The sequence below is a fragment of the Rhodococcus quanlei genome, assembly GCF_055231015.1.
In genome coordinates this window covers 118,041-141,218 of record NZ_JBUYWD010000022.1, presented here as the reverse complement: position 1 = coordinate 141,218, position 23,178 = coordinate 118,041, and the positions used below count along the sequence as shown (strand labels likewise).

General features: G+C 64.7%; 21 protein-coding genes and 2 pseudogenes. 19 read left to right on the top strand and 4 right to left on the bottom strand.

Translation table 11 applies throughout. The features are described from left to right. Window positions 1–46 precede the first annotated feature (46 nt). From ACZI8Q_RS16410 to ACZI8Q_RS16365, 10 genes and pseudogenes are all read left to right on the top strand, one after another. Window positions 47–457 (top strand): annotated as a pseudogene (locus tag ACZI8Q_RS16410) (TPR repeat domain-containing protein); the annotation flags it as partial. A gap of 97 nt (window positions 458–554) precedes the next feature. After that, entirely contained in the window at window positions 555–1,940 is a 1,386-nt protein-coding gene (locus ACZI8Q_RS16405) for a TPR repeat domain-containing protein (protein WP_463374623.1), read from the top strand. A gap of 619 nt (window positions 1,941–2,559) precedes the next feature. Then, window positions 2,560–3,360, top strand: a pseudogene (locus tag ACZI8Q_RS16400) (IS1380 family transposase); the annotation flags it as partial. Between the two features lie 31 nt (window positions 3,361–3,391). Next, the gene (locus ACZI8Q_RS16395; RefSeq protein WP_463374622.1) at window positions 3,392–3,919 is read left to right on the top strand and encodes a transposase; all 528 of its coding nucleotides are present in this window, start codon (window positions 3,392–3,394) and stop codon (window positions 3,917–3,919) included. Between the two features lie 524 nt (window positions 3,920–4,443). Next, window positions 4,444–4,887, top strand: a complete 444-nt coding sequence (gene rplM, locus ACZI8Q_RS16390) for a 50S ribosomal protein L13 (protein ID WP_463374621.1) — start codon at window positions 4,444–4,446, stop codon at window positions 4,885–4,887. Continuing rightward, entirely contained in the window at window positions 4,884–5,417 is a 534-nt protein-coding gene (gene rpsI, locus ACZI8Q_RS16385; RefSeq protein WP_463374620.1) for a 30S ribosomal protein S9, read from the top strand. Before rplM ends, rpsI begins: the two co-directional genes overlap by 4 nt. Window positions 5,418–5,564: 147 nt before the next feature. After that, complete coding sequence (glmM, locus tag ACZI8Q_RS16380; protein WP_463374619.1) at window positions 5,565–6,896, top strand: phosphoglucosamine mutase; 1,332 nt, start codon at window positions 5,565–5,567, stop codon at window positions 6,894–6,896. A gap of 89 nt (window positions 6,897–6,985) precedes the next feature. Beyond that, window positions 6,986–7,282, top strand: a complete 297-nt coding sequence (locus tag ACZI8Q_RS16375) for a hypothetical protein (protein ID WP_463374618.1) — start codon at window positions 6,986–6,988, stop codon at window positions 7,280–7,282. Then, the gene (locus tag ACZI8Q_RS16370) at window positions 7,279–9,243 is read left to right on the top strand and encodes a hypothetical protein (protein WP_463374617.1); all 1,965 of its coding nucleotides are present in this window, start codon (window positions 7,279–7,281) and stop codon (window positions 9,241–9,243) included. Before ACZI8Q_RS16375 ends, ACZI8Q_RS16370 begins: the two co-directional genes overlap by 4 nt. Then, the gene (locus tag ACZI8Q_RS16365) at window positions 9,240–9,473 is read left to right on the top strand and encodes a hypothetical protein (RefSeq protein ID WP_463374616.1); all 234 of its coding nucleotides are present in this window, start codon (window positions 9,240–9,242) and stop codon (window positions 9,471–9,473) included. The genes ACZI8Q_RS16370 and ACZI8Q_RS16365 overlap by 4 nt, the downstream gene beginning before the upstream one ends. 5 nt (window positions 9,474–9,478) lie before the next feature. Here the strand turns inward: ACZI8Q_RS16365 and ACZI8Q_RS16360 are convergent, their stop codons facing one another. After that, a complete protein-coding gene (locus tag ACZI8Q_RS16360) occupies window positions 9,479–10,324 on the bottom strand; it encodes a dienelactone hydrolase family protein (RefSeq protein ID WP_463374615.1) in 846 nt (281 codons plus the stop codon). A gap of 110 nt (window positions 10,325–10,434) precedes the next feature. Between ACZI8Q_RS16360 and glmS the strand changes: the two genes are divergently transcribed. Continuing rightward, complete coding sequence (glmS, locus tag ACZI8Q_RS16355; protein WP_463374614.1) at window positions 10,435–12,297, top strand: glutamine--fructose-6-phosphate transaminase (isomerizing); 1,863 nt, start codon at window positions 10,435–10,437, stop codon at window positions 12,295–12,297. A 29-nt stretch (window positions 12,298–12,326) separates the two neighbouring features. Here the strand turns inward: glmS and ACZI8Q_RS16350 are convergent, their stop codons facing one another. Then, window positions 12,327–12,701, bottom strand: coding sequence for a cupredoxin domain-containing protein (locus ACZI8Q_RS16350; RefSeq protein ID WP_463374613.1), 375 nt, complete (start codon window positions 12,699–12,701; stop codon window positions 12,327–12,329). A 59-nt stretch (window positions 12,702–12,760) separates the two neighbouring features. Here ACZI8Q_RS16350 and ACZI8Q_RS16345 point away from each other — a divergent pair, with 59 nt between their 5' ends. From ACZI8Q_RS16345 to tsaD, 6 genes are read left to right on the top strand one after another with little or no spacing between them, the layout of a single operon-like run. Continuing rightward, window positions 12,761–14,290: an NAD(P)H-hydrate dehydratase gene (locus ACZI8Q_RS16345; protein WP_463374612.1), complete on the top strand. Its 1,530-nt coding sequence runs from the start codon at window positions 12,761–12,763 to the stop codon at window positions 14,288–14,290. Next, the gene (gene alr / locus ACZI8Q_RS16340; RefSeq protein ID WP_463374611.1) at window positions 14,287–15,489 is read left to right on the top strand and encodes an alanine racemase; all 1,203 of its coding nucleotides are present in this window, start codon (window positions 14,287–14,289) and stop codon (window positions 15,487–15,489) included. Before ACZI8Q_RS16345 ends, alr begins: the two co-directional genes overlap by 4 nt. Further along, window positions 15,489–15,977 carry a tRNA (adenosine(37)-N6)-threonylcarbamoyltransferase complex ATPase subunit type 1 TsaE gene (gene tsaE / locus ACZI8Q_RS16335; protein ID WP_463374610.1) on the top strand — a complete coding sequence of 163 codons (489 nt, stop codon included), beginning with the start codon at window positions 15,489–15,491 and terminating at the stop codon, window positions 15,975–15,977. The genes alr and tsaE overlap by 1 nt, the downstream gene beginning before the upstream one ends. Window positions 15,978–16,027: 50 nt before the next feature. Next, window positions 16,028–16,672 (top strand): tRNA (adenosine(37)-N6)-threonylcarbamoyltransferase complex dimerization subunit type 1 TsaB, encoded by a 645-nt coding sequence (gene tsaB, locus ACZI8Q_RS16330; protein WP_463374609.1) that lies wholly within the window; start codon window positions 16,028–16,030, stop codon window positions 16,670–16,672. After that, the gene (gene rimI, locus ACZI8Q_RS16325) at window positions 16,669–17,148 is read left to right on the top strand and encodes a ribosomal protein S18-alanine N-acetyltransferase (protein ID WP_463374608.1); all 480 of its coding nucleotides are present in this window, start codon (window positions 16,669–16,671) and stop codon (window positions 17,146–17,148) included. The genes tsaB and rimI overlap by 4 nt, the downstream gene beginning before the upstream one ends. Further along, complete coding sequence (tsaD, locus tag ACZI8Q_RS16320; protein WP_463374607.1) at window positions 17,145–18,179, top strand: tRNA (adenosine(37)-N6)-threonylcarbamoyltransferase complex transferase subunit TsaD; 1,035 nt, start codon at window positions 17,145–17,147, stop codon at window positions 18,177–18,179. Before rimI ends, tsaD begins: the two co-directional genes overlap by 4 nt. A gap of 28 nt (window positions 18,180–18,207) precedes the next feature. Here the strand turns inward: tsaD and ACZI8Q_RS16315 are convergent, their stop codons facing one another. Beyond that, entirely contained in the window at window positions 18,208–19,767 is a 1,560-nt protein-coding gene (locus ACZI8Q_RS16315) for an Hsp70 family protein (RefSeq protein ID WP_463374606.1), read from the bottom strand. A 578-nt stretch (window positions 19,768–20,345) separates the two neighbouring features. Here ACZI8Q_RS16315 and groES point away from each other — a divergent pair. Then, window positions 20,346–20,648, top strand: coding sequence for a co-chaperone GroES (gene groES, locus ACZI8Q_RS16310; protein WP_463374605.1), 303 nt, complete (start codon window positions 20,346–20,348; stop codon window positions 20,646–20,648). Window positions 20,649–20,759: 111 nt separating this feature from the next. After that, window positions 20,760–22,370: a chaperonin GroEL gene (gene groL / locus ACZI8Q_RS16305; RefSeq protein WP_463374604.1), complete on the top strand. Its 1,611-nt coding sequence runs from the start codon at window positions 20,760–20,762 to the stop codon at window positions 22,368–22,370. Between the two features lie 123 nt (window positions 22,371–22,493). On the opposite strand, the gene ACZI8Q_RS16300 is transcribed toward groL, so the two are convergent. Beyond that, the gene (locus tag ACZI8Q_RS16300) at window positions 22,494–22,787 is read right to left on the bottom strand and encodes a WhiB family transcriptional regulator (protein WP_463374603.1); all 294 of its coding nucleotides are present in this window, start codon (window positions 22,785–22,787) and stop codon (window positions 22,494–22,496) included. Window positions 22,788–23,178: the final 391 nt, after the last annotated feature.

Below are 23,178 nucleotides of genomic sequence, written 5' to 3'. Positions count from 1 at the left end.
CGTCACCGATTCCGCCAAGGACCCGGACGAACAACGAGTCCAGGACATGAAGGACTGGCAACGCGAGATCACAGACTCCGCCACCGCGGCCGAGCAGGCCGATCAGACCGTCAAAGATGCGCTGAATGCCGGAAGGGAAGACCTCGGGGCGAAGTTCACTTCGGCGGCCACGCTGGGCGCAGATCAGGGCCGGTCGGACGCGGCAGATCTGGCCGCGAACCCAGAGTCACTGACGCCCGAGCAGATTACCCGCATCACCGAAGCCGCGACGCTGACACCGGAACAGCTTGATGCGCTCGAAAGCGGCATTCCTGCAACGATTCCCGCGTCGCAGATGGAGTACCTGAACCAACTCAGTCGGTCCCTCGACGGCAAAAGCCCCCAGGAAATTCAGCAACTGGTGGAAAAACTGCCGCCGGACACGCAACGCGCTGTGGCGAACTCCTTCCAACTCGTGTCGAACGAGAAGGTGACCGCATCCGTCAAGGGTGACTCCGAGGTGCCCACCAAGGGGGGGAATCGGATTGCTGCCGGACCAGATCGAGGAATCCCTGATGCGGGACGATCTGGTGGTGACAGGATTCGAGAGGGCCGGGTACTCCGTTGCGCCGAGCACGGCGCTCAACGGTGTGGCCGACAACCAGGCGATTGCGCAGATCGTCGCTGCCGGCGATCCGCAATTCCAGATGGGGAGCAGCCTCGATCACCATCTGATGGACGTGGGACGCCAGTATCTCGACGTGCAGGTCGAGTACGAACAGAACCCCGAGAGTCATCTCGAGTACTTCACGGTCGACGGGAAGGGTACCGAGGCGACGGATTTCACCGAAAGCATCTTCGAGGCGGTGGGTCCGGACAAGATCGCTGTGCAGGAGGCAGTCACCGACCCCGAACATGGGCAGGACTTCGTCAGCGACGTGCTGACGCACAACTGGTCCGACGACGGCAAGGCTGCGTCGACACTTTTCCAGTTCGAAGACCAGGACGCTTCGGTCCAGGATTCCAATGATGCGAGTGATGTCGCGACCGCCACCCGCACCGGAGACATCATGGAAGCAGTGGCTCGCGGTATGAGCACTGACGATGCGTGGGAGACTCTTTCCAACATTCCGGAAACGAATGGCGAATCGGTCGGTCAGCTCAATCCAGAACTATTGCGGTCTGTCTCGCAGAGTATGACCCCCTATATGACGGACCTTGCGGGCGGTGATCAAGTGAACAAGCCTGGGTTCGACACGAGAGGGTGGGCCGACCCTCCTGAAAATCATAGTTTCGGAGGGTCGTCGAACGTCTTCGCAGTTATGAACACAGACCCAGAAGCCGGCGAGATCTTCACTCGTGCGGCGATTGAAGGGCAATTGGCCGCCCAGGGCCAATATGCACTGGATCCAAGAGCCGACAGCGCAGGCAACTATTTGGACCGCGTGGGCCGCTTGAGTGGTTTGATGGATAACGGAGTAACGCAAGCCCTGCAGGAGGAATACGACGACGAAGCAACGCGGGCGAAGGAAGAATACGATCGAAAGTCGAATGCCTACAAGGCACTCACAAGCTTGGGTTCCGAGGGAATCGGAAGACTCCCTGGGGGCAACTTCATAAACACAATGATTGACGCCTCTGGCGATCCATTGAAGGAAGCGATAATCGGAAAGCCTCCCGAGGCAGCGCAATCCGCTGAGCTTCGTGGACCGTCGTTCACACACCTGGAGTACAGCATCCTAAGTGCCTCGCCGCAACTGCCGGCGGATTGGCCGACTAGGTACGACTGGGCCTTTGATTCGACAGGAAATTTGCTTCCTTGGGAGGAGATCGAGTCAATCACAGAGAACAATACGGAACAGACTGGAGATTTCACTTCGATGTTCAATGAGATTGCATCGCAAGGAGATGGCAGTCGCATGAGAAACGCCTATGCGGATGTCACGCGGAAGGACGGGTAGGCGAATGGTGTGGAGCGTCATGGCGGGCGGGCTATCGGGAGGGTTTGGGTGAGAACAACACGGTTCTGGTTCGCGACGATCGCCTTGTGTCTGAGTCTCTCCGTTGCGGGATGCGCGGGAGAATCCGCCGAATCCTGCAGCGCTGCGTCGCAAGAGGTGGCTCGAACGCTTGTGGAAGTCAGATCGAGTATCGATCCGGCGCAATGGAATCGTGCCGCAGAAGATGTTCGAAGCCTCGCACAGCAGTCGGACGGCCAAGTGGTCCGCGACCAAATCGGTGAGGTCGCAAAGGGTCTCGAGGATGTCGCTGAGGCGTTGTCTGCGACCAAGGAGAACAGTCCAGTTCCCGATCGCCAGATTGATGAGATCGCCCTTACTGCAGGGGAATCGAGATCGCTCTGGGCAGCAGTCGGACTAGCCGACACTTGCGGTGGCTAACCTCGGGCTTTCACGGTAATTCGCCTGCATCCTGTGTCGGTCACGAAGAAAGGCGCTCCGACCTGCGATAATTCGACTTGTCTAGGGTTGAACAATCGCGTGATCAAGGAGCACCTTTCAGGCGGGTAAGTCTACGTCCCAGTATCCACATCTGTCCGCATCGGCCTCCGGAACCGGGGTCGTGTCGCACGCCGGTTCGGTTCTGCTGCTGCGGACCGCCGAGAAGACCGGGTTGATCGGCGCCTTGTCGGCGGCACTGTCGCCGTGGCGGAAACCGTTGTCCCGTCACGATCCCGGCAAGGTCATCGTCGACCTCGCGGCAGCGTTGGCGCTCGGTGGTGACTGCCTCGCGGACATCGGTCAGGTAAGAGGATATCCGGAGGTATTCGGCCCGGTCGCCTCCGATCCGACGGTCTCCCGCCTGATTGCCGCTCTCGCTGCCGACGCGGACGCTGCCCTGTCTGCCGTCCACGCCGCACGATCCGCGGCCCGCAGGAGTGCGTGGTCGGCGGCCGGGGTCCGGGCACCTGGCCACGACATCGACGAACGACACCCACTGGTCATCGACGTCGATGCCACCCTGGTCACGGCACACTCCGAGAAGGAACACGCGGCCCCGACGTTCAAACACGGCTTCGGGTTTCACCCGTTGTGTGCGTTCGTCGACCACGGCGGCGAGGGCACCGGGGAACCGGTGGCGATGCTGCTGCGACCGGGCAACGCCGGTTCCAACACCGCCGCCGACCACATCACCGTCGTCAAGCAGGCGCTCGAACAACTCCCGGCCGATCCGGGCTACCGAGTCGGCCGCAAGGTTCTCATCCGCACCGATGGCGCCGGCGGCAGCCACTCCTTCATCGAATATCTGACCAAGCGGCACCTGTCGTATTCGATCGGGTTCGGGCTGACCGACACGATCGTCGCCGAGATCTCCTCGATCCCCGAGGACGGCTGGACCCCCCGCCTACGACGCCGACGACAACGTCCGCGACGGCGCTGGGGGTACCGCCCGCTTGCGGGGGAGGGTCACCGAACTCACCGATCTGATCGACCTCTCGACCTGGCCGACGGGGATGCGGCTGATCGTGCGCAAGGAACGTCCACACCCCGGCGCCCAACTGCGCTTCACCGACCACGACGGGCTGCGCCTGACGGCGTTCGTCACCAACACCCGCCACGGTCAGCTCCCAGACCTCGAACTCCGGCACCGGCGCCGCGCCCGCTGCGAGGACCGCATCCGGAACGCGAAAGACACTGGCCTGGAGAATCTTCCGCTCTACGGGTTCGACCAGAACCGAATCTGGCTCGCGGTCGTGCAGCTCGCCTGCGAGCTGACGGCATGGACCCAGATGCTCGCGCTACACGAGCATCCCGCCCGGCGGTGGGAGCCGAAACGCCTACGCCTGCGGCTGTGGTCGATCGCCGGCAAGGTCACCCGCCACGCCCGCCGGACTCACCTCAAACTCGCCGCCCGATCACCCTGGGTCGACCTGCTCACCCACGGACTCGGTTGCCTCACCACACTGCGAGCACCGACCTGACCGGCATCAAGACGACAACACGAGACGAAAGGAACACCACCCCGGGGCCGTGGACCCCTGCGCCACCCGACCGCGTCGGGCGACCTGCCGTTGCCCAACACCGGATCGACGGCCTCAACCACCAATCCGAAATCGCTCAAGCCGACACAGGGGACCCACGAAAGATCGAGGCTAACCACTCACTCAAGGTGGCGTGGACACGGGGTTCGTGATTTCGCCACTACTTGCGGGTGCGGATGACGATCCTCGTACCGCCGCGACCACCCGGGCGCGCCCGGGCACTCCAACTGCAGAAAGTGTTGTCGAAGGTTCGGGCTCGCTTGCCCGATCCGGATCGACACGGATGCGTCGACCTCGGTTTTGACTGCAGTCGTGGCTGCCCGGTATCGTTCTTCGTTGGCGTGCCGTACGTCGCTGCGTTTTCGTGTCGCGGTGGCAGGCGGTTCTCGGGTCTCAACTGGCCGCCGGGAATCGTTCGAACGATGCGCCTGGCCAGCAGCGATTGAACAAGACGAGGAAGTTCTGTGTCTACGTACACCCCGAAGGCCGGAGATGTGACCCGCACGTGGCACGTCATCGACGCCACCGATGTGGTGCTCGGCCGCCTTGCCGTACAGGCAGCCAACTTGCTGCGCGGCAAGCACAAGCCCACCTATGCCCCCCATGTTGACGGCGGCGACTTCGTCGTCATCATCAACGCCGACAAGGTCGCCATCAGCGGAAACAAGCGCGATGGCAAGTTCCTGTACCACCACTCCGGACACCCGGGTGGTCTTAAGTCCCGCTCGGTCGGCGAGGTACTCGAGAAGAACCCCGACCGACTCGTGGAGAAGGCCGTCGTCGGCATGCTCCCCAAGAACAAGCTGGGACGCGCCATCAGCGGCAAGCTGAAGGTGTACGCCGGACCGAACCACCCCCACGCCGCGCAGTCGCCGGTGCCATTCGAGATCAAGCAGGTGGCCCAGTGACGGCGCCGGAGGAGCAGAACGTGTCCAACCCCGAAGAGATCAACGAGACCGTCGAGGTTGCCGCGGACGAGTACGTGTCCGTCGAGGAGCCCGGCGTCGCCGAGGACATCGAGTCTGCTGCCACGCAGGCCCCGATCGTCATCGATCGCCCGATCCAGACCGTCGGTCGTCGTAAGGAAGCGGTTGTCCGCGTCCGCCTGACTCCCGGTTCCGGCGAGTTCAAGCTCAACGGCCGCACCATCGAGGACTACTTCCCGAACAAGGTGCACCAGCAGCTCATCAAGGCTCCGCTGGTCACCGTCGAGCGCGCCGAGTCCTTCGACATCGTGGCATTGCTGCACGGTGGCGGACCCTCCGGACAGGCCGGCGCCCTGCGTCTCGCCATTGCCCGTGCGCTCATCGAGGTCACGCCCGAGGACCGTCCCGCACTCAAGAGTGCTGGCTTCCTCACCCGTGACGCCCGCGCGGTCGAGCGTAAGAAGTACGGCCTCAAGAAGGCCCGTAAGGCATCGCAGTACTCCAAGCGTTGATGCGCCGCCGAGGTCACCTCGCGACGAGGTGGATCTCGGCACCTGTTCTCCCCGAGGGCAGGCGTCCAGAATCACCGGACGCCTGCCCTCGAGGCATATGTGAGGTCATTACACGAGGTCAATGTACGAGGTACGAAGGGATGATTGATGGGTCGGATGTTCGGGACGGACGGCGTTCGCGGTTTGGCGAACGCGGATCTGACGGCGGAACTGGCGCTGAAGGTTGCCTCTGCGGCTGCCTTCGTCCTGACATCGCAGGGTGACGTGCGTCCGACTGCGGTGGTGGGGCGCGATCCGCGGGCCAGCGGGGAGATGCTCGAGGCCGCTGTCGTTGCCGGGCTGACTTCGGCCGGGGTGGACGTCCTGAACGTGGGCGTACTGCCGACCCCTGCAGTCGCCTATCTGACCGCGAGTCTCGACGCCGATCTCGGTGTGATGATCTCGGCATCCCACAACCCGATGCCCGACAACGGGATCAAGATCTTCGCGGCCGGTGGGCACAAACTCTCCGACGACGCAGAAGATCGAATCGAAGCCGCCATCACATCCGGAGAGCGGGTCGCGCCGACAGGATCCGCAATAGGCCGGGTTCACGTCGCGACGGATGCCGCGGAGAAGTACCTCGCGCATCTCGCATCCGCATCGACTCGCTCGGCGCAGGGGCTGACCGTTGTCGTCGATTGCGCCAACGGTGCGGCATCTGCGGTCGCGCCCGCAGCGTACGAGGCGGCGGGAGCTCGGGTCGTCACCATCAACGCCGAGCCGGACGGCTACAACATCAACGACAACTGCGGCTCCACCCACTTGGAGGGGCTGCAGAAGGCGGTGATCGAGAACGAGGCCGATCTGGGTCTCGGTCACGATGGTGACGCAGATCGGTGCCTGGCGGTCGACGCCACGGGGGCTGTCGTCGACGGTGACGCAATCATGGCGGTCCTCGCGGTGGGCATGCGCGACGCCGGCGAGCTGACCCACAACACGTTGGTTGCCACGGTGATGAGCAACCTCGGGTTGCACCTCGCCATGAAGGAATCGGGAATCATCCTGGCCACCACCGGTGTCGGCGACCGGTACGTGCTGGAAGCACTGCGTGACGGTGGTTTCGCGCTGGGCGGTGAGCAGTCCGGGCACATCGTGCTGCCCGAGTTCGGCACGACTGGTGACGGTGTCCTCACCGGACTGCGGTTGCTCGACCGGATGGCGGAGACGAAGAAGTCGATCGCCGACCTGGCTGCGGTGATGACGACGCTGCCGCAGGTGCTGATCAACGTGAAGGTGGCGGACAAGGCGGCCGTGGCGGGCTCGGAAGTTGTTCTCGCCGCCGTCCGTGATGCCGAGGCGAGACTGGGCGATTCCGGGCGGGTCCTCCTCCGTCCTTCGGGTACTGAACAATTGGTGCGTGTGATGGTCGAGGCGACCGACCTTGCAGTTGCGCAGCGCACCGCAGACGAGTTGGCGAGCACAGTCTCCGCGGTGTGATGGCGTAGCTGGTGGAACCGAATGACCGCCGGGTGCGTCCAAGTCGGTAACCGGGGTCGGTTGTCCGTGTCGAAGGGGTGGGATGCAGAGTGGAACTCGACGTAGAAGCGGTGAACAGGGCGGGTAGCGGATTCGCGGATACCGCTGATGAGCTGGTCCGGGCTGCGACAAGCGCGAGGACGATGAGTTTCGGGGGCCCGCGAGCCGGCCGCGACTATTCGGCCGAGGGTGACACCCTGCGCGAGAGCGTGCAGCGTATGGCTGCTGCACTCGAAGCCTGGTCGGCGGGTTCGCGGAGCTTCGGCGAATCCGTGCACGATGCCACCGCCCGGACAGTGCATACCGACGCGATGAACGCCAGGACGCTCGACGGGATTGCACCGTGACGGGCCCGGTGAGTGATTTCGAGCGAAAGGCTTACGGGCCGAACCTGGCGGACCTCGACCCGGTGCCGGGTTCGCTGATGTCGCCGGATGACGCACTCGACGCGGGGGCGAGCGGGCTGGTGTTCTTCCAACAGTTTCTTCCCGCCGCGCGGCGCGTAGGCATCGAGGACCGTGAGTACTCGGACTACTCCACCGCATTCGATTCCGAGCGCGGACTCGACGTACACACCCTCGAGGCCGATGCGGTGTCTGCACGGGCGATCGCATCCGCTGCGCAGGCGGCGAGCGAGGAGCACCGGAGAGGCGTCAACATGTTGTCGTCCGCGTGGTGGGGCGGCGCCGGCCCTGATGCGGTTGCGTTCGCCGGGACCGTCCGCGACCGGGGCGACGACACTGCCGCGCAGCTTGCCGCCGTGGCAGATGCGTTGGGAGAACTACCCGATACGCTGCGGCAGGCCGTCCAGACCAAGTCGTTCGAGGTCGCGTCGCTCCGCCAAATGGTGGTGGCCGGCTACACGGCCCACCAGATCGACACTTTGGTCGATATCGCCGAGCTCGCCGCGGAGGGCAGCGGATACCAGGTGGAGCACCTAGTCACCGATGCTGCACGCTGGTTTCCGAGAATTGCTTCGGTGATGGCGGTACACCTGTCCGCGAACAGTGTGGAGCAGATGGGTCGTGCCCTGGATTCTCCGGAGCTTCGTGCCACCCTCGCGCGTATCGCGCGAGACTGGCTCCGTGATTGGTTCGCGCCTTGTTATCGCAGGATGCGCACACTGTTCGATGATGCGTGCACACAGTGCGCCGCGACCGTGCGGGCCGCATACTGCGCAGTCGCCGACGAGGCGCGCAAGGTCGTCACCGACGCGTACCCGACACCGAGTGGATGGGTGAACGCGCCCGCACCCGCACCCGCACCCGCACCACAGCCGCCATCCGCAGCATCGTCTGCTCCGGTACCGAACTACGCGCCGGCACCGGCTCCTGCTGTGCAGAGTTCACTGCCACAGTCCACGAGCCCGCACGCACAACCCGGTTACGCCGTTGGACCCGAATACGGCCCGCCACCCGAATACCGCACGGGGCCGCGGCAGGTTCCGGACTCGGGTTACGGCGGGTTCCCCGGCGACGACGTCCGAGACTCTCACCAGTTCGATGACCGCGGGAGAGCAACGGGGAGTCTCAGTTCCCTTCTGGGAGAAGTTCGCTCTCTGGTCGAACCGGTGATCGAGGACGTCGTTTCGGCGTTGACACTCGACGACAGCGCAAGTGAGGCCGAACCGGTCGGCGAAGAACCGTCCGGCGACGACGAGGCCCCGACTCCTGGGCCAGGCGAGTCGCGAGACGACCAGAACAGTGTGCAGTTGAAGTCCGATGGTAAGACGTGGACCCTCTCCGTGAACGAGGACGGGCAGGGTATCTCTCTGGAGATCGACGACGGCCACGGCGAGTCGACGAGATACGCGATCGAAATGGGTTCCGACGGAATTCCACGAATCGTGGTGGAAGACGGCACTGTGTCCGACGACACAGCACCCGACGACACAGCACCCGACGACACAGCATCCGGCGATGCTGCAGCCGAAGACCCCGGGTGTGACGCCGATGCGTCGAATCGGGTCGAGGCAACCAGTGACGGTGAGGCAAGCTCGGATGCAACCCAGTCTCCGGCCGGATCGCCGGAACAACTCACCGAACCGATTGCGGCAGACACAACGGGAAGCGACGTACACAACGTGCCATCGGGCGAGCCCGAGCTTGCCTCGGTGTCACCGGAGGCCGTATCCACAGATGCCGAGCCGCCGATCAGCGCATCACCCGAAAGCGTGTCTTCGGACGGTGATCAGCCCCCGAGCGATCCGGTGGATACGAGCGTGAACAGTCAGGCGCCGGTAGGGGGAGTTGGCGACACGGGTGCCGAGTTGGCCGAAGCCGGGCCGCTCGAGAGTGTGGATCGATGACGTCCGGCGTGGAGAAGCTCCGCGAACTGAGGACGGGCATGGGCGTCGATCTCGAAAGGTTTCGAGAACGCATCGCTCGCGTACAGGAGGCATCGGAGGCCGCAGCGCGCGCCGCGTCCGAACCGATGCCCCTAGCTCACACCGACAACGAGGCCCACACCGACGACGCTGCCTACGTCCTCGAAGAGCACACGGCCGAGAACTGTCGACCGAAAACCTGGCTCGTCTGAGTAGATCAGGCTTTCGGTAGCAGGCTGGTGGGTTCGGCGCCTTCTTCGACTTCACGTTCGTTCGGGTCGACGAGTGTGGTGTTCGGGATTTCGGCGTCCGGCTCACTGAACGCGCTGTATGTCTTGTCTTCGGTGAGGGTGCTCAGCAGGAACCCGGTGAGAAGCGCGCGCGTGGTCGCCTGCGTCTTCTTCTCACCATTGGGTGCGCCCATCGCGCCGAGCAGGCGTCGTCCTTCCACAAGACCGGACGACAAAGCGCCGTCGACGGTTCGGAAAACGGCCTCGCCGCCCCATTCTGTCGCCAGTGCGGTCGCGTTGCACCCCATCGAGTCGACGTCGAACTCACCGGCGACGATGAGCCCAGGTGAGGTGACGTGCGGTGCGTACTCCTCGGACTTCGGGGCGGTGGGTGCGGGGAACAGTGCGGCGACGGCTTGCACGTCACGCTCAGCGGCAGCGATCACGGCGGCGCCGGCCCCCATGCCGTGTCCGACGAATCCCACACGATCGGCCTGCACGCTCAGTTGGCCGGGGCCGAGGCGGACACCCAGGCAGATGTCGAGTGTCGACCGGAGATCGGTGGCGAGCCCCAAGTGCGACGGCACGGGTCCACGCTCGCTGTTCGGAGCGGCAACGACAATGCCCCAGGACGCGAGGTGTTCGAGTGTCTTGGCGTAGTGGCCGACCCCGTTCATCCACCCGTGCGCGAAGACGACAGCCGGGAGGTTGAATCCGGATTCCGGGGTGTAGACCACCCCGGGCTGACCAGCGATGGCCAGATTGCCGCGCAGTACGCGGTTCGGGCCGCGCTTCGACAGTGCGCGGGCGAGGGACTTCAGTTTCGGCGCCACGCCCAAGACGTTAACCGATTGGCCGTTCTCCCCGACAGAAGGCGCGCTGGAGTGGCGTTGCTGCGGCGTCGAGTTCGCACAGCCTTCCGATCCAAGTAACCTGTTGAACCATGTGCGGAATCGTGGGATACGTCGGCCACCGGGACGCTCTGTCCGTTGTGGTGGAGGCGCTCAGACGAATGGAGTACCGCGGCTACGATTCCGCCGGGGTGGCAGTCCTGGACGGCAACGGTGGGATGGCCGTCGAGCGTAAGGCCGGCCGACTCGCCAATCTCGAGGCCGAACTGGCCGAAGTCGGTACCGATACCTTCGTGGGCACCACCGGTATCGGTCACACTCGGTGGGCAACTCACGGCCGTCCGACGGATCGTAATGCGCATCCGCACCGGGACGAGGCGGGGTCGATAGCGGTCGTTCACAACGGCATCATCGAGAATTTCGCTCCGTTGCGGGCAGAACTCGAGCAGGCCGGGGTCGACCTGGCCAGTGACACCGATACCGAGGTCGCTGTGCACCTCGTGGCGCGGGCGTACGCTTCCGGGGAAACCGCCGGAGACTTCGTCGAGAGTGCGTTGAGTGTGCTTCGCCGGCTCGACGGTGCGTTCACCCTGGTCTTCACTCATGCCGACCACCCCGACACGATCGTGGCGGCTCGTCGTTCCACCCCACTCGTCGTGGGGGTCGGTGAGGACGAGACTTTTCTCGGGTCCGACGTTGCCGCGTTCATCGAGCACACCCGTGATGCGGTGGAGCTCGGTCAGGACCAGGTCGTGATCATCACGGCGGGTGGATACTCGATCCGAAACTTCGACGGTTCGGAGGCATCGGGGCGCCCGTTCCGTATCGACTGGGATCTCGCCGCCGCCGAAAAGGGCGGCCACGACTACTTCATGCTCAAGGAGATCGAGGAGCAGCCCGCGGCGGTGGGCGACACGCTCCTCGGCCACTTCGCCGAGGGCAAGATCGTCCTGGACGAGCAGCGGTTGTCGGATCAAGAACTTCGTGACGTCGACAAGGTGTTCGTGGTCGCCTGTGGCAGCGCCTATCACTCCGGGTTGCTCGCGAAGTATGCGATCGAGCACTGGACCAGGTTGCCCGTCGAGGTGGAGTTGGCGAGCGAGTTCCGCTACCGCGACCCGGTTCTGGACCGCTCGACGCTGGTCGTGGCCATTTCGCAGTCCGGCGAGACGGCCGACACGTTGGAAGCGGTCCGGCACGCCAAGGACCAGAAGGCGCGCGTACTCGCGGTCTGCAATACCAACGGCGCCCAGATTCCGCGCGAAGCGGACGCAGTTCTCTACACGCGGGCCGGTCCCGAGATCGGTGTCGCGTCCACCAAGGCATTCCTTGCGCAGGTCACGGCGAACTACCTGGTGGGTCTGGCGTTGGCTCAGGCTCGCGGAACCAAATACCCGGACGAGGTTGCGCGAGAGTACGAGGATCTCGAGGCGATGCCCGCACTTGTGAGCCGTGTGCTCGAGACGGTCGAGCCGGTGCGCGCGCTGGCCCGCGAGCTGGCGGAGTCGAGCACTGTGCTCTTCCTCGGCAGGCACGTGGGCTATCCGGTGGCCCTCGAGGGTGCGCTCAAGCTCAAGGAGTTGGCGTACATGCATGCGGAGGGTTTCGCTGCGGGCGAGCTCAAGCACGGCCCGATCGCGCTCATCGAAGACGGGTTGCCGGTCATCGTCGTCATGCCGTCCCCGAAGGGACGTGCGGTGTTGCACTCGAAGCTGCTGAGCAACATCCGGGAGATCCAGGCGCGGGGGGCACACACCGTGGTGATTGCGGAGGAAGGCGACGAGGCGGTGCGTCCGTTCGCCGATCACCTCATCGAGATCCCGGCGGCACCGACACTGTTGCAGCCGTTGCTGTCGACGGTGCCGTTGCAGGTGTTCGCCGCGGAGGTTGCCCAGTCGCGTGGTTACGACGTGGACAAACCGCGCAATCTGGCGAAATCCGTCACCGTCGAATAGTTCGGACTGCGGCGTAGTCGGCGGCAGGCCTATTGGACGATGATGGTGCCCCGCATGTCGGGATGCAACTCACACGTGTAGTTGTACGTGCCCGGTTCCTCGAACGTGAACGTGTACGACCCCGTTTTCATCAACGGACTGCGTAGGACGGATTCTTCCGTGTCGACGCTCTGCACGTTGTGGGTGACGCCGCGATCGTTGAACTCCCATGTCACCGTGGTACCGGCCGCTACCGTGAGGGTGGACGGCGAGTATGCCATCCCGGCGACCTCGACTACCGGGCCGGTGGCGGTGGATTCAGGGTCGGGCTGCTGTTCGGCGCAGCCGCTCAGCGTTGTCACGGCAAGGCTCAGTGACAGCGCCGCCACTGACGTGAGGGTGCGTGTTCGGGCAGGTGTTGTCATGGGGTCGAGCGTAGTCTGACGGCCACGCCTGCCAGAGCTTCGACCGTGAGGGACCAGTGATGCGCTGCTACTACACGTCCGACGAGGTACGCGCAGCCGAGGCGCCGCTGATGGCCGTACAGCCCGAGGGCGCGTTGATGCGACGGGCTGCGTACGGGCTCGCCAACGTGGTGGTAGGAGAGCTGCGGGTACTTACCGGCGGTGTCGCCGGTCGGACGGTCACGGTGCTCGCGGGTTCGGGGGACAACGGTGGTGACGCCTTGTGGGCGGGGGCGATGCTGCGGGGGCGGGGTGTGGCAGTGCGGGCTGTCCTCCTCGAACCCGAACGAGCGCATTCTGCGGGGCTTGCTGCTCTGCGCCGTGCCGGTGGGCGGATCGTCGACGAGGTGGGGGAGCCCGATGTGGTCATCGACGGCATCGTGGGTATTTCGGGAAGGGGACCGTTGCGTCCGGGGGCTGCGGCCCTCGTCGACACCGTTCGTGCGCCGATCGTTTCGGCGGACCTGCCCAGTGGGGTCGACCCCGATACCGGCGCGGTGGATGGTCCGGCGGTGACGGCTTCGGTCACGGTGGCGTTCGGGGCTCGCAAACCGGTGCACGTACTCGCGGCGCCGCAGTGTGGGCGGGTCGAGTTGGTCGAGATCGGCTTGGACCTGGGGGCACCGGGCCTCGAAGCGTTCGATCCTGATGAGGTGGGTGCGTTGTGGCCGGTGCCCGGCCCGTTCGACGACAAGTACTCGCAGGGCGTCGTCGGCATCGTTGCAGGCAGTGCCGGGTATCCGGGGGCGGCCGTATTGTGTACCGGTGCTGCCGTGGCGGCCACGTCCGGCATGGTGCGGTACACGGGTTCGTGCAGCGACGAGGTGCTGGCACGGTGGCCGGAAGTGGTTGCCACCGCGGACTTCGAGAGCGCGGGCCGGGTCCAGGCATGGGTGGTCGGGCCGGGGATCGGCACCGATCCGGCTGCGGAGCGCGCGGTCCGGGCTGTACTGGCAGCGGACGCTCCGGTCTTGCTCGACGCCGATGCGCTGACACTGGTGGCGCAGTCCCCGGAACTTGTGCGCATGCGCACCGCGCCGACGGTGTTGACACCGCACGCGGGTGAGTTCACTCGGCTGGCGGGAACCGGGCCCGGGCCCGACCGGGTCGGGAGCACACGCGGATTGGCTATGTCCTGGAATGCCACGGTGCTGTTGAAAGGACATGCGACGGTGATCGCCGACCCGGACGGTCGCATCTGGGTGAACGACGCCGGGGATTCGTGGGCGGCGACGGCGGGAGCGGGTGATGTGCTGTCCGGTGTGATCGGTGCGCTGCTGTCCACAGGTCTGACGCCGGGTACGGCGGTCGCCATGGGCGCGCGTGCGCATTCGCTAGCCGCGAATCTGGCAGCGCATGGTGGTGGGCTGGACCTCACGGCCGGCAGCGGTACGGCGCCCGCCTCGGCGAGCGGCGTCTTGTCTCAGCTGAGAGAATCGATTCGTATTCTCCGCGTGGGCTGCGCACCCGCACAGCAGGGTGGACCCGCACAGCAGGGTGGACCCGCACAGCAGGCGACTTCGGGTGCAGTGGCAGGATCGAAACCATGACGCTTGCTCGGCCCGTTTCGTCGGGGGATTCGCCTCGACCACCGTTCGGAACTCAAACGTTGCCGCAGGCAGAGGCGGTGGTCGACCTCGCCGCCATCGAACACAACGTGCGGGTACTCCGTGAGAAGGCCGGTGACGCCGCCATGATGGCCGTCGTCAAGGCCGACGGTTACAACCACGGTGCGGTCGCTGTGTCGAAGGCTGCTCTGCGCGCGGGTGCCCGTGAGTTGGGGGTGACGACGTTGCCGGAGGCATTGGAACTGCGCGCTGCAGGAATCGACGTGCCCGTGCTGGCCTGGTTGCACATGGTCGACGCAGATTTCGGTCCGGCGATCGACGCGAATGTTGAGTTGGGTATCTGCTCACCCCGGCACCTGGCGTCGGTGATTACCGCCGCGCGTGAGGTGGGCAGGACGGCCACGATCACGGTGAAGGTCGACACCGGACTCAACCGAAACGGGGTCTCGCCCCTCGAGTGGGATCAGGTCTGCGACGACATCGCCCGGGCACAGGCAGAAGGGAGTGTGCGTTTGCGCGGTGTCTTCACGCATCTGGCGTGCGCCGACGAACCGGATCACCCGGTCACCGCCTCCCAGCGTGAGCGTCTCGAAGGTGCGGTCGCGGATCTGTCGCGAATCGGTCTCGCACCCGAGGTGGTGCACATGTCGAACTCGGCGGCCACTTTGACGCGGCCGGATCTGCGATTCGACATGGTGCGGCCCGGAATTGCGATGTACGGATTGTCGCCGATACCTGAACAGGGCGAGTTCGGTCTGCGGCCGGCGATGACTCTGCGTACCCGTGTCGCGTTGGTGAAGAAGGTCCGTGCGGGTGAAGGCGTCTCGTACGGGCACCAGTGGATCGCGCCGCGTGACACGACGGTGGCACTGCTGCCGTTCGGGTACGCCGACGGTCTGCCACGGATTCTGAGCGGTCGGTTCGAGGTGCAACTCGGCGACGACCGCCGGCCCGGAGTGGGGCGTGTGTGCATGGATCAGGTTGTCGTGGATCTCGGTCCGGACGGGGCAGGCGTGAAGGAAGGCGACTCCGCTGTGTTCTTCGGAAACGGCGACCTCGGTGAACCCCACGCCCAGGAATGGGCGGACAAGCTCGAGACGATCCACTACGAGATCGTGACGGGAGTGCGGGGCCGGACGGTGCGCACTTACGTCGATTCGGCTGCGAAGAGTGATTCGTGATGTCAGCCGATCGGATTCCGCTTCCGGATTCGGGCGAGGTGGTCCTCGGCACAGTGGAGGACACGGAAGCGTTCGGGTGTCGGCTCGCGCATTCGTTCTCTGCCGGTGACCTGGTGGTTCTTGCGGGTCCGTTGGGTGCAGGAAAGACGGCCCTCACCCGCGGCATTGCTGCCGGGTTGGGGGTGCTGGGCAGAGTGACCTCGCCGACCTTCGTGATCGCGCGGACCCATGCGCCCGGCGAGCGGTCAGACGGCAGGACCCCAGTGGGGATGGTGCACGTCGACGCGTACCGACTCGGCGACAGCGGACCACACGCGCTGGACGAGTTGGACGCACTCGACCTCGATACCGACCTGACCGCTGCCGTGGTGGTCGTCGAGTGGGGTGAAGGGGTCGTCGAGCACCTGGCGGAACGCCATCTGCGGATCACCTTGCAACGCGAACCCGAATCCGATGTGCGTACTGCCCGGTGGGAGTGGGTTTCCTGACGGGGTGCGCGGGTCGGACGGGTTCTGACGGACAGGTACTCTCAGATACCGTGCTTGTTCTCGCGATCGACACGTCCACACCCACGGTGACGGCCGGTGTCGTCGACGTGTCACCCGATGCCGTGCAGGTCGTCGTCACGCGTATCACCGTTGATGCGCGAGCTCATGCGGAGGTTCTGACGCCGCGAATCATGGAGTGCCTGGCCGAGGCGTCGGCGACCCCGGTGGATCTCGGTGCGGTGGTCGTCGGTGTCGGCCCGGGCCCGTTCACCGGTTTGCGCGTGGGAATGGCCACTGCGGCAGCGTTCGGGGATGCACTGGGCATCCCCGTCCACGGTGTGTGCAGTCTCGACGCAATTGCCGTTCAGGTGGGCAGCGATCGCGACCTGCTGGTGGTCACGGATGCGCGTCGTCGCGAGGTGTACTGGGCGCGCTATTCGGGCGGCATTCGGGTCGAAGGGCCAGGCGTGGTGAAACCAGCCGAACTCGAATCTGCTCCTTCCGAGGTCATCGCCGGCTCGCCGTCACATGTCGACTTCTTCGATCTCCCCGTCGAGCCGGTGGAGACGCCGTCGCCGGGAGGGCTTGTCACCGTTGCTCGGCAGGCGTTGTTCTCCTCGGCCGACCCCGAGCCTCTCGTGCCGCTCTACTTGCGTAGGCCGGACGCCGTTGCGCTGGCGGATCGTAAGAAATGACGTTTCGGATGGTTCCGATGGTTCCTGCGGACGCAGAGCGATGCGCGGAACTGGAAGATGTGCTGTTCGCCGGTGACGGCCCGTGGAGCGCGAACGCTTTCCGGGCCGAACTCGCCGCTCCGCACATTCATTACGTCGTTGCGCGGGACGCGGCGGACCGGGTGATCGCTTACGGGGGAATCGCGCTTCTGGGTAACGACTCTCACCCCGAGGCCGAGGTCCACACGATCGGTGCCGATCCCGCCGTTCAGCGACAAGGCGTCGGTGGGGCATTGCTCGACGAGCTTCTGCGCATAGCAGACCGCAGAGGTGGACCGGTGTTTCTCGAGGTGCGAACCGACAACACTGCCGCCATCGCCCTGTATCGACGTGAGGGTTTCGACATCGTCGGGACCAGAAGGCACTACTACCAGCCGAGCGGCGCCGACGCATTCACGATGCGGCGCCCGGCTTCAGCTCAGGAGGTTCGATCGTGATCGTCATGGGTATCGAGAGTTCTTGTGACGAGACGGGAGTCGGTCTCGTCCGCTGGAACGACGACGGCACCTGTGAATTGCTTGCCGACGAGGTGGCCTCGAGCGTCGATCAGCACGCACGGTTCGGGGGCGTCGTTCCCGAGGTTGCATCGCGTGCACATCTCGAAGCGATCGTGCCGACGATGCGACGTGCGCTCGCCGTCGCCGGGATCAGCAAGCCCGATGCTCTGGCCGTGACCATCGGGCCGGGTCTCGCCGGTGCTCTGTTGGTCGGTGTGGCGGCCGCCAAGGCATATGCCGCGGCCTGGGATGTGCCGTTCTATGCGGTGAATCATCTCGGTGGGCACGTTGCCGTCGATACTCTCGAGCACGGCCCGATGCCTCCGTGCGTTGCGCTCCTCGTCTCCGGCGGGCACACACACCTCCTGCACGTCGACGACCTCGCCGCACCGATCGTCGAACTCGGTACGACGGTGGACGACGCCGCCGGCGAGGCCTTCGACAAGGTGGCCCGGTTGCTGGGGCTCGGATTCCCGGGAGGACCTGCACTCGATGCCGCGGCACAGACAGGAGACGCCTCGGCGATCACCTTTCCCCGCGGTATGACCAGGCCCCAGGATTCTCGTCACGACTTCTCGTTCTCGGGTGTCAAGACGGCCGTCGCACGGCACGTCGAGTCCGCAGAGCGTGCCGGTGAGGCGGTCTCGATTCCGAATGTTGCCGCAGCGTTCCAGGAGTCCGTCGCGGACGTGCTGACGATGAAGGCTGTTCGCGCCGCGGCCGACGTGGGTGTCGACACCCTGGTGCTGGGCGGTGGCGCAACCGCGAACTCGCGAATTCGAGCGTTGGCTCAGGAGCGCTGCGCAGCCGCCGGATTGACGCTGCGCGTGCCGAAACCACGACTGTGCACCGACAACGGCGTGATGATCGCATCACTCGGTGCCCACCTCATCGCGGGTGGTGCTGTGCCGTCACCGCTGACAGCGGGAAGCGATCCAGGATTGTCGGTCGCAACGAGCCAAGTCGTCTGACCGGAGTCGACTCGAACGGCGTACCGGATCAACCGGGTGGTGGGGGCGTGTCCGATTCGGGCGGCAGGCTCGTGGTGGGGATGGAGTTCTGCTGATACGCACCCGGCACGAGTCCCGCTCCTGGCTCTTTGGAGGTGGGGTCGATAGTTTGCGACCGCGCACCGGAAGAACCGTTGGTGTTCGGGCCCGGAAGCGACGGTCTGCCTTCTGGGGGTTCCGGCCAGAACGTCGGGATGTCGGGCCACTCGAACTCCGGCCAGCCAGGTAGAGGCGGAGTCGATTCCGTCGTGGACGGTGTCGTCGTGGTCGAGGGTGGTGTCGATTCCGGTGTCGTCGTCGACGACGTGCGTGGTGTCGTCGTCGGCGTAGTGGTGGTGAAGTCCTGCGTGGTCGGAAGCGGATCGGCCGTCCATGATTGCGGCAGGTCCGGGATGACCGTCGTCGTCACGATGACATTGGATTCCGCGGGGACCGGTGTCACGTCGTCCTGGGGAGGTGTGTCGGTCGACTTTGATGTGGCCGAGATCGGGTCCGCGGTTGTCTGCGAGGATTCGGTGCTCGCAGGCGAGATGTTCGGATCCTGCGCCGGAGTCAGAGCGTTCACGCTGTAGCCGAACACGAGCCCACCGACGATGAGCGCGCCGATCAGAGCCCCGGTGGCCTTCGCCGCCGGACTGGTGCTGACCGTTTCTGCCGCTCCGGCCGCAGGGTATGCCGTGACGGTACCGGTGGATGCCAGCAGTGCCGCACCTTTGGCTGTGGCGGTGTCCGGTTCGGCGACGGCAATGATGTGGGCGTCGAACGAATCGACCATGGTGCGCGCGACGCGGTGAATGCGAGCGCCACCGCCGACGAGTGCGATTGCCTCCGGCATCCGGGGTGCGTTCAAGATGGAGGTGCGGACCACGCGAGTGAGGTCCCGTAAGACGGGTTCGATGATCTCGTCGAAGGTATCGGATGTGATCTCGACCGGGTCGCCACCGGCATGGTCCACGTCGACGAAGCACGTCGAATCGATCGACAGTTGCTCTTTTGCGCCGCGGGACCGGGCTCGTAGGTCGCCTTCGTCCACGAGGCGGCGCCCCGACGGACGCAGCGCTGTCAGAACGTGGTCGTAGACGAGGCCGTCGACGACATCGCCGCTCACCGCTGACGTTCGTGTCGAATGCAGGACGGTGCCGTCGATCTGGTCGATGACCGCCACGCCTGTTCCGGACGCGCCCACGTCGACGATCGCGACGGTCGAAAACTGCGCCACCTCGCCGGTGTGTCGAAGGTATGCGAGGGTCGCCTCGGTCTCGGGGACGAGGTGGACTCGGCGTCGACTACGGGCGAGCGCGTTTCGGATGACGAGGTGCTGTTCGTTCGTGCGGTAAGTGACGGCGATGGCGTCGGGCGTTGTCGGGTTGGTCGGCACCTGTTTGGTCATCAGCGCGATGGAGGAGCGGACGAGGTCTCCAGCGTCGGTATGCGCTTGATCCGCCGACATGTAGCGATACTCGATGTCCTGGGCGCCGTTGGTGTGACGCGTGAGCAGAGCAGAGCCGACTCCCGCTGATCCGGCTGCCATTCCCAGCGAAATGCTCATTGCTCACCTCCTCGCGTCTGACCCTGGTCGCGTCGGCACCCTGGCAGGCGCTTCAGTTGCGAGATTTCGTGTTGCTCGCAGCGTGACGTTGCCCGTTAATCGGGTGCTGTTACCCGAATGTTACAGAATCTTGTGCTATTTCGCGCATCGATTTTGGTCCGGCGTGGTGCGTTGTGTGCTTGATCGCGGGCGTCACCTGCACGGCACCCAAATCGAAAGCATTTCGAAATCCGGCGGGACAACGGAGCCGTAGGGGTAAATGTCCATAATCGGTTCGACGAAACGCTTCGGCGATGAGTCGGGTGTCACTTTGTAATAGAAAGATGGGGCAGACGACAAGAGTGAGGGCCACGGCCCCGTGAGTGGCCGAGGAGTCCAGGGGCTCGTCACTCACTCACAGAGCTTGTCGCCCTCACTCGACCTTGAGCGTTGGCACTCTCACGTATAGAGTGCCAAGTGGCGCCGCTCGAGCTCCGGCACCCGCGACGACGGGGTTGCGTGGGGTGCCGTATACCGAAACATTCACACAGAGTCCGAGCGTGGCCTCGGACCGAACACCCCAAAGTGGAGGGCTCATCGTGGCGAGCGTCAACATCAAGCCGCTCGAGGACAAGATCCTCGTCCAGGCCAACGAGGCTGAGACTACGACTGCTTCAGGCCTGGTCATTCCCGACACGGCGAAGGAAAAGCCCCAGGAGGGCACCGTCGTCGCCGTCGGCCCCGGCCGCTGGGACGAGGATGGCGACAAGCGCATCCCGCTCGACGTCACGGAAGGCGACGTCGTCATCTACAGCAAGTACGGCGGAACCGAGATCAAGTACGCCGGCGAGGAGTACCTGATCCTGTCGGCACGTGACGTGCTGGCTGTCGTCTCCAAGTAAGCCATACGTTTTCCGCCCCGGCGTCCCGTACAGGATTCCGGGGCGGAGTGCGTTCACGCGCGTAGGCACGAAATCGTGCTCACCGATATTGCAGGAGTAGACGTAAGACACATGTCCAAGCAAATTGAGTTCAACGAGAACGCACGCCGTGCACTCGAGCGCGGAGTCGACCAGCTGGCGGACGCGGTCAAGGTGACGCTCGGACCACGCGGCCGCCACGTCGTGCTGTCGAAGGCGTTCGGCGGGCCGACGGTCACCAACGACGGCGTCAGCATCGCACGCGAGATCGAGATCGAGGATCCGTTCGAGAACCTCGGCGCGCAGCTCGTCAAGAGTGTCGCGACCAAGACCAACGACGTCGCCGGTGACGGTACGACCACCGCAACGGTGTTGGCTCAGGCTCTCGTACGCGGCGGGTTGAAGAACATCGCGGCCGGTGCCAGCCCGATCGCTCTCGGTGAGGGTATTGCTGCGGCGTCGGCGAAGGTCGCCGAGGCTTTGCAGGCGGCTGCCACTCCCGTCGAGGGGAAGAAGTCCATAGCCCAGGTCGCCACGGTTTCCTCACGTGATTCGGAGATCGGCGAGATGGTCGGTGAGGCCCTGACCCGCGTCGGAGCCGACGGTGTGGTGACGGTGGAGGAATCCTCCACTCTCGCCACCGAGCTCGTCATCACGGAGGGTGTCCAGTTCGACAAGGGCTTCCTGTCGCCGTACTTCGTGACCGACCTCGACGCACAGAAGGCAGTCTACGAGAACGCGCACATTCTGCTGTTCCGCGAGAAGATTTCGTCGCTGCCCGACTTCCTGCCGCTGCTCGAGAAGATTGCTGAAAGCGGAAAGCCGCTTCTCATCATCGCCGAGGACGTCGAGGGTGAGGTTCTGTCGACGTTGGTCGTCAACTCCATCCGCAAGACGATCAAGGCCGTCGCGGTCAAGGCACCGTTCTTCGGTGACCGTCGCAAGGCGTTCCTCGACGATCTCGCAGTGGTTACCGGCGGCACCGTCATCACCGCCGATGTGGGTCTGACGCTCAAGGAAGCCGGTCTGGAGCTGCTCGGCAGTGCCCGTCGCGTCGTCGTCAGCAAGGACGAGACGACGATCGTCGACGGTGCCGGCACGGATGCCGACATCGAGGTTCGCGTCGCCCAGTTGCGTCGCGAGATCGAGAACTCCGACTCGGACTGGGACCGTGAGAAGCTCGAAGAGCGTCTTGCGAAGCTGGCTGGTGGCGTTGCTGTCATCCGTGTGGGTGCGGCCACCGAGACGGACCTCAAGGAGCGCAAGTTCCGCGTCGAGGATGCCGTCAACGCTGCCAAGGCAGCAGTTGCAGAGGGGATCGTCCCCGGAGGCGGTTCTGCACTCGTGCAGGCGGGTACCGAATTGGCCGACGGACTCGGCCTCACCGGTGACGCGGCGACCGGCGTTGCGGTCGTTCGCGACGCACTGAAGGCCCCGCTGTACTGGATCGCGGCCAACGCCGGCCTCGACGGTTCGGTCGTGACCAGTAATGTCGCCGAACTTCCGAAGGGCCACGGCTTCAACGCCGCGACCCTGGAATATGGCGATCTGCTTGCAGAGGGTGTCGTCGACCCGGTCAAGGTCACGCATTCTGCAGTGGTCAACGCCGCATCCGTGGCGCGCATGGTTCTCACCACCGAAAGCGCTGTCGTGGAAAAGCCGGAAGAGGAGGACGAAGAAGCAGGTCACGGGCACAGCCACTGACCTGAAGCTTCGGCCACGACATAGTTTCGGCTTCGACACAGTTTCGGCTTCGATGAAAGGGAGCTCCCGCACCGACGAGATGCGGGAGCTCCCTTTCGTCTGCTTGAACGCTTCTCTGGCGAATCAGACTGCGATGCGTCCCCGGCGCAGGCGGGCGTGGGTTTCACGCTCGGCCTCGGACATCCCGCCCCAGATGCCGTAGGGCTCCGAGACCGAGAGCGCGTGTGCGCGGCACTGGGCCAGCACGGGGCAGCGGCGGCACATTTCCTTCGCGAGCATTTCGCGTTGAACTCGTGCCCGGCCGCGTTCACCGTCAGGGTGGAAGAACATTGCGGAGTCGACGCCGCGGCACAGTCCGTGCATCTGCCAATCCCAGATATCGGCGTTGGGTCCGGGAAGTGTGTTCGGTGCAGGCATGTCGACTCCTTTGCTGCACGCTCGTCATTGTGCCGGCGAGCGGACCGTAGATGCGGGTCTTTCGGAAACGAATCGGTCGCGCCTGGCGTTCGATCGGTTTCACTGCGACCCACCGTATGCCTGCATTCGAAATTGCGTCAACGGCCGTTGGAGTGGCGATTTCCATACGCTGAACTCCAGAATTAACCGAGGCATTATTTACTTTCGCGCGATTTCGTGCTTGCCGTTCGTGTTGCAGAAGTGCCCAGCTCGAGTGACCATGTCCGATGACAGTGGTCGAACCTGCCCGAGTCCGTGTAGACCAGCCTGTTCTGGTATGGAGCGGTATCGGTGCTGGTTATGGGAATGAAGCGCCACCGTTGTCAGTTCGTGCACGAATTGTCTCGTGCCC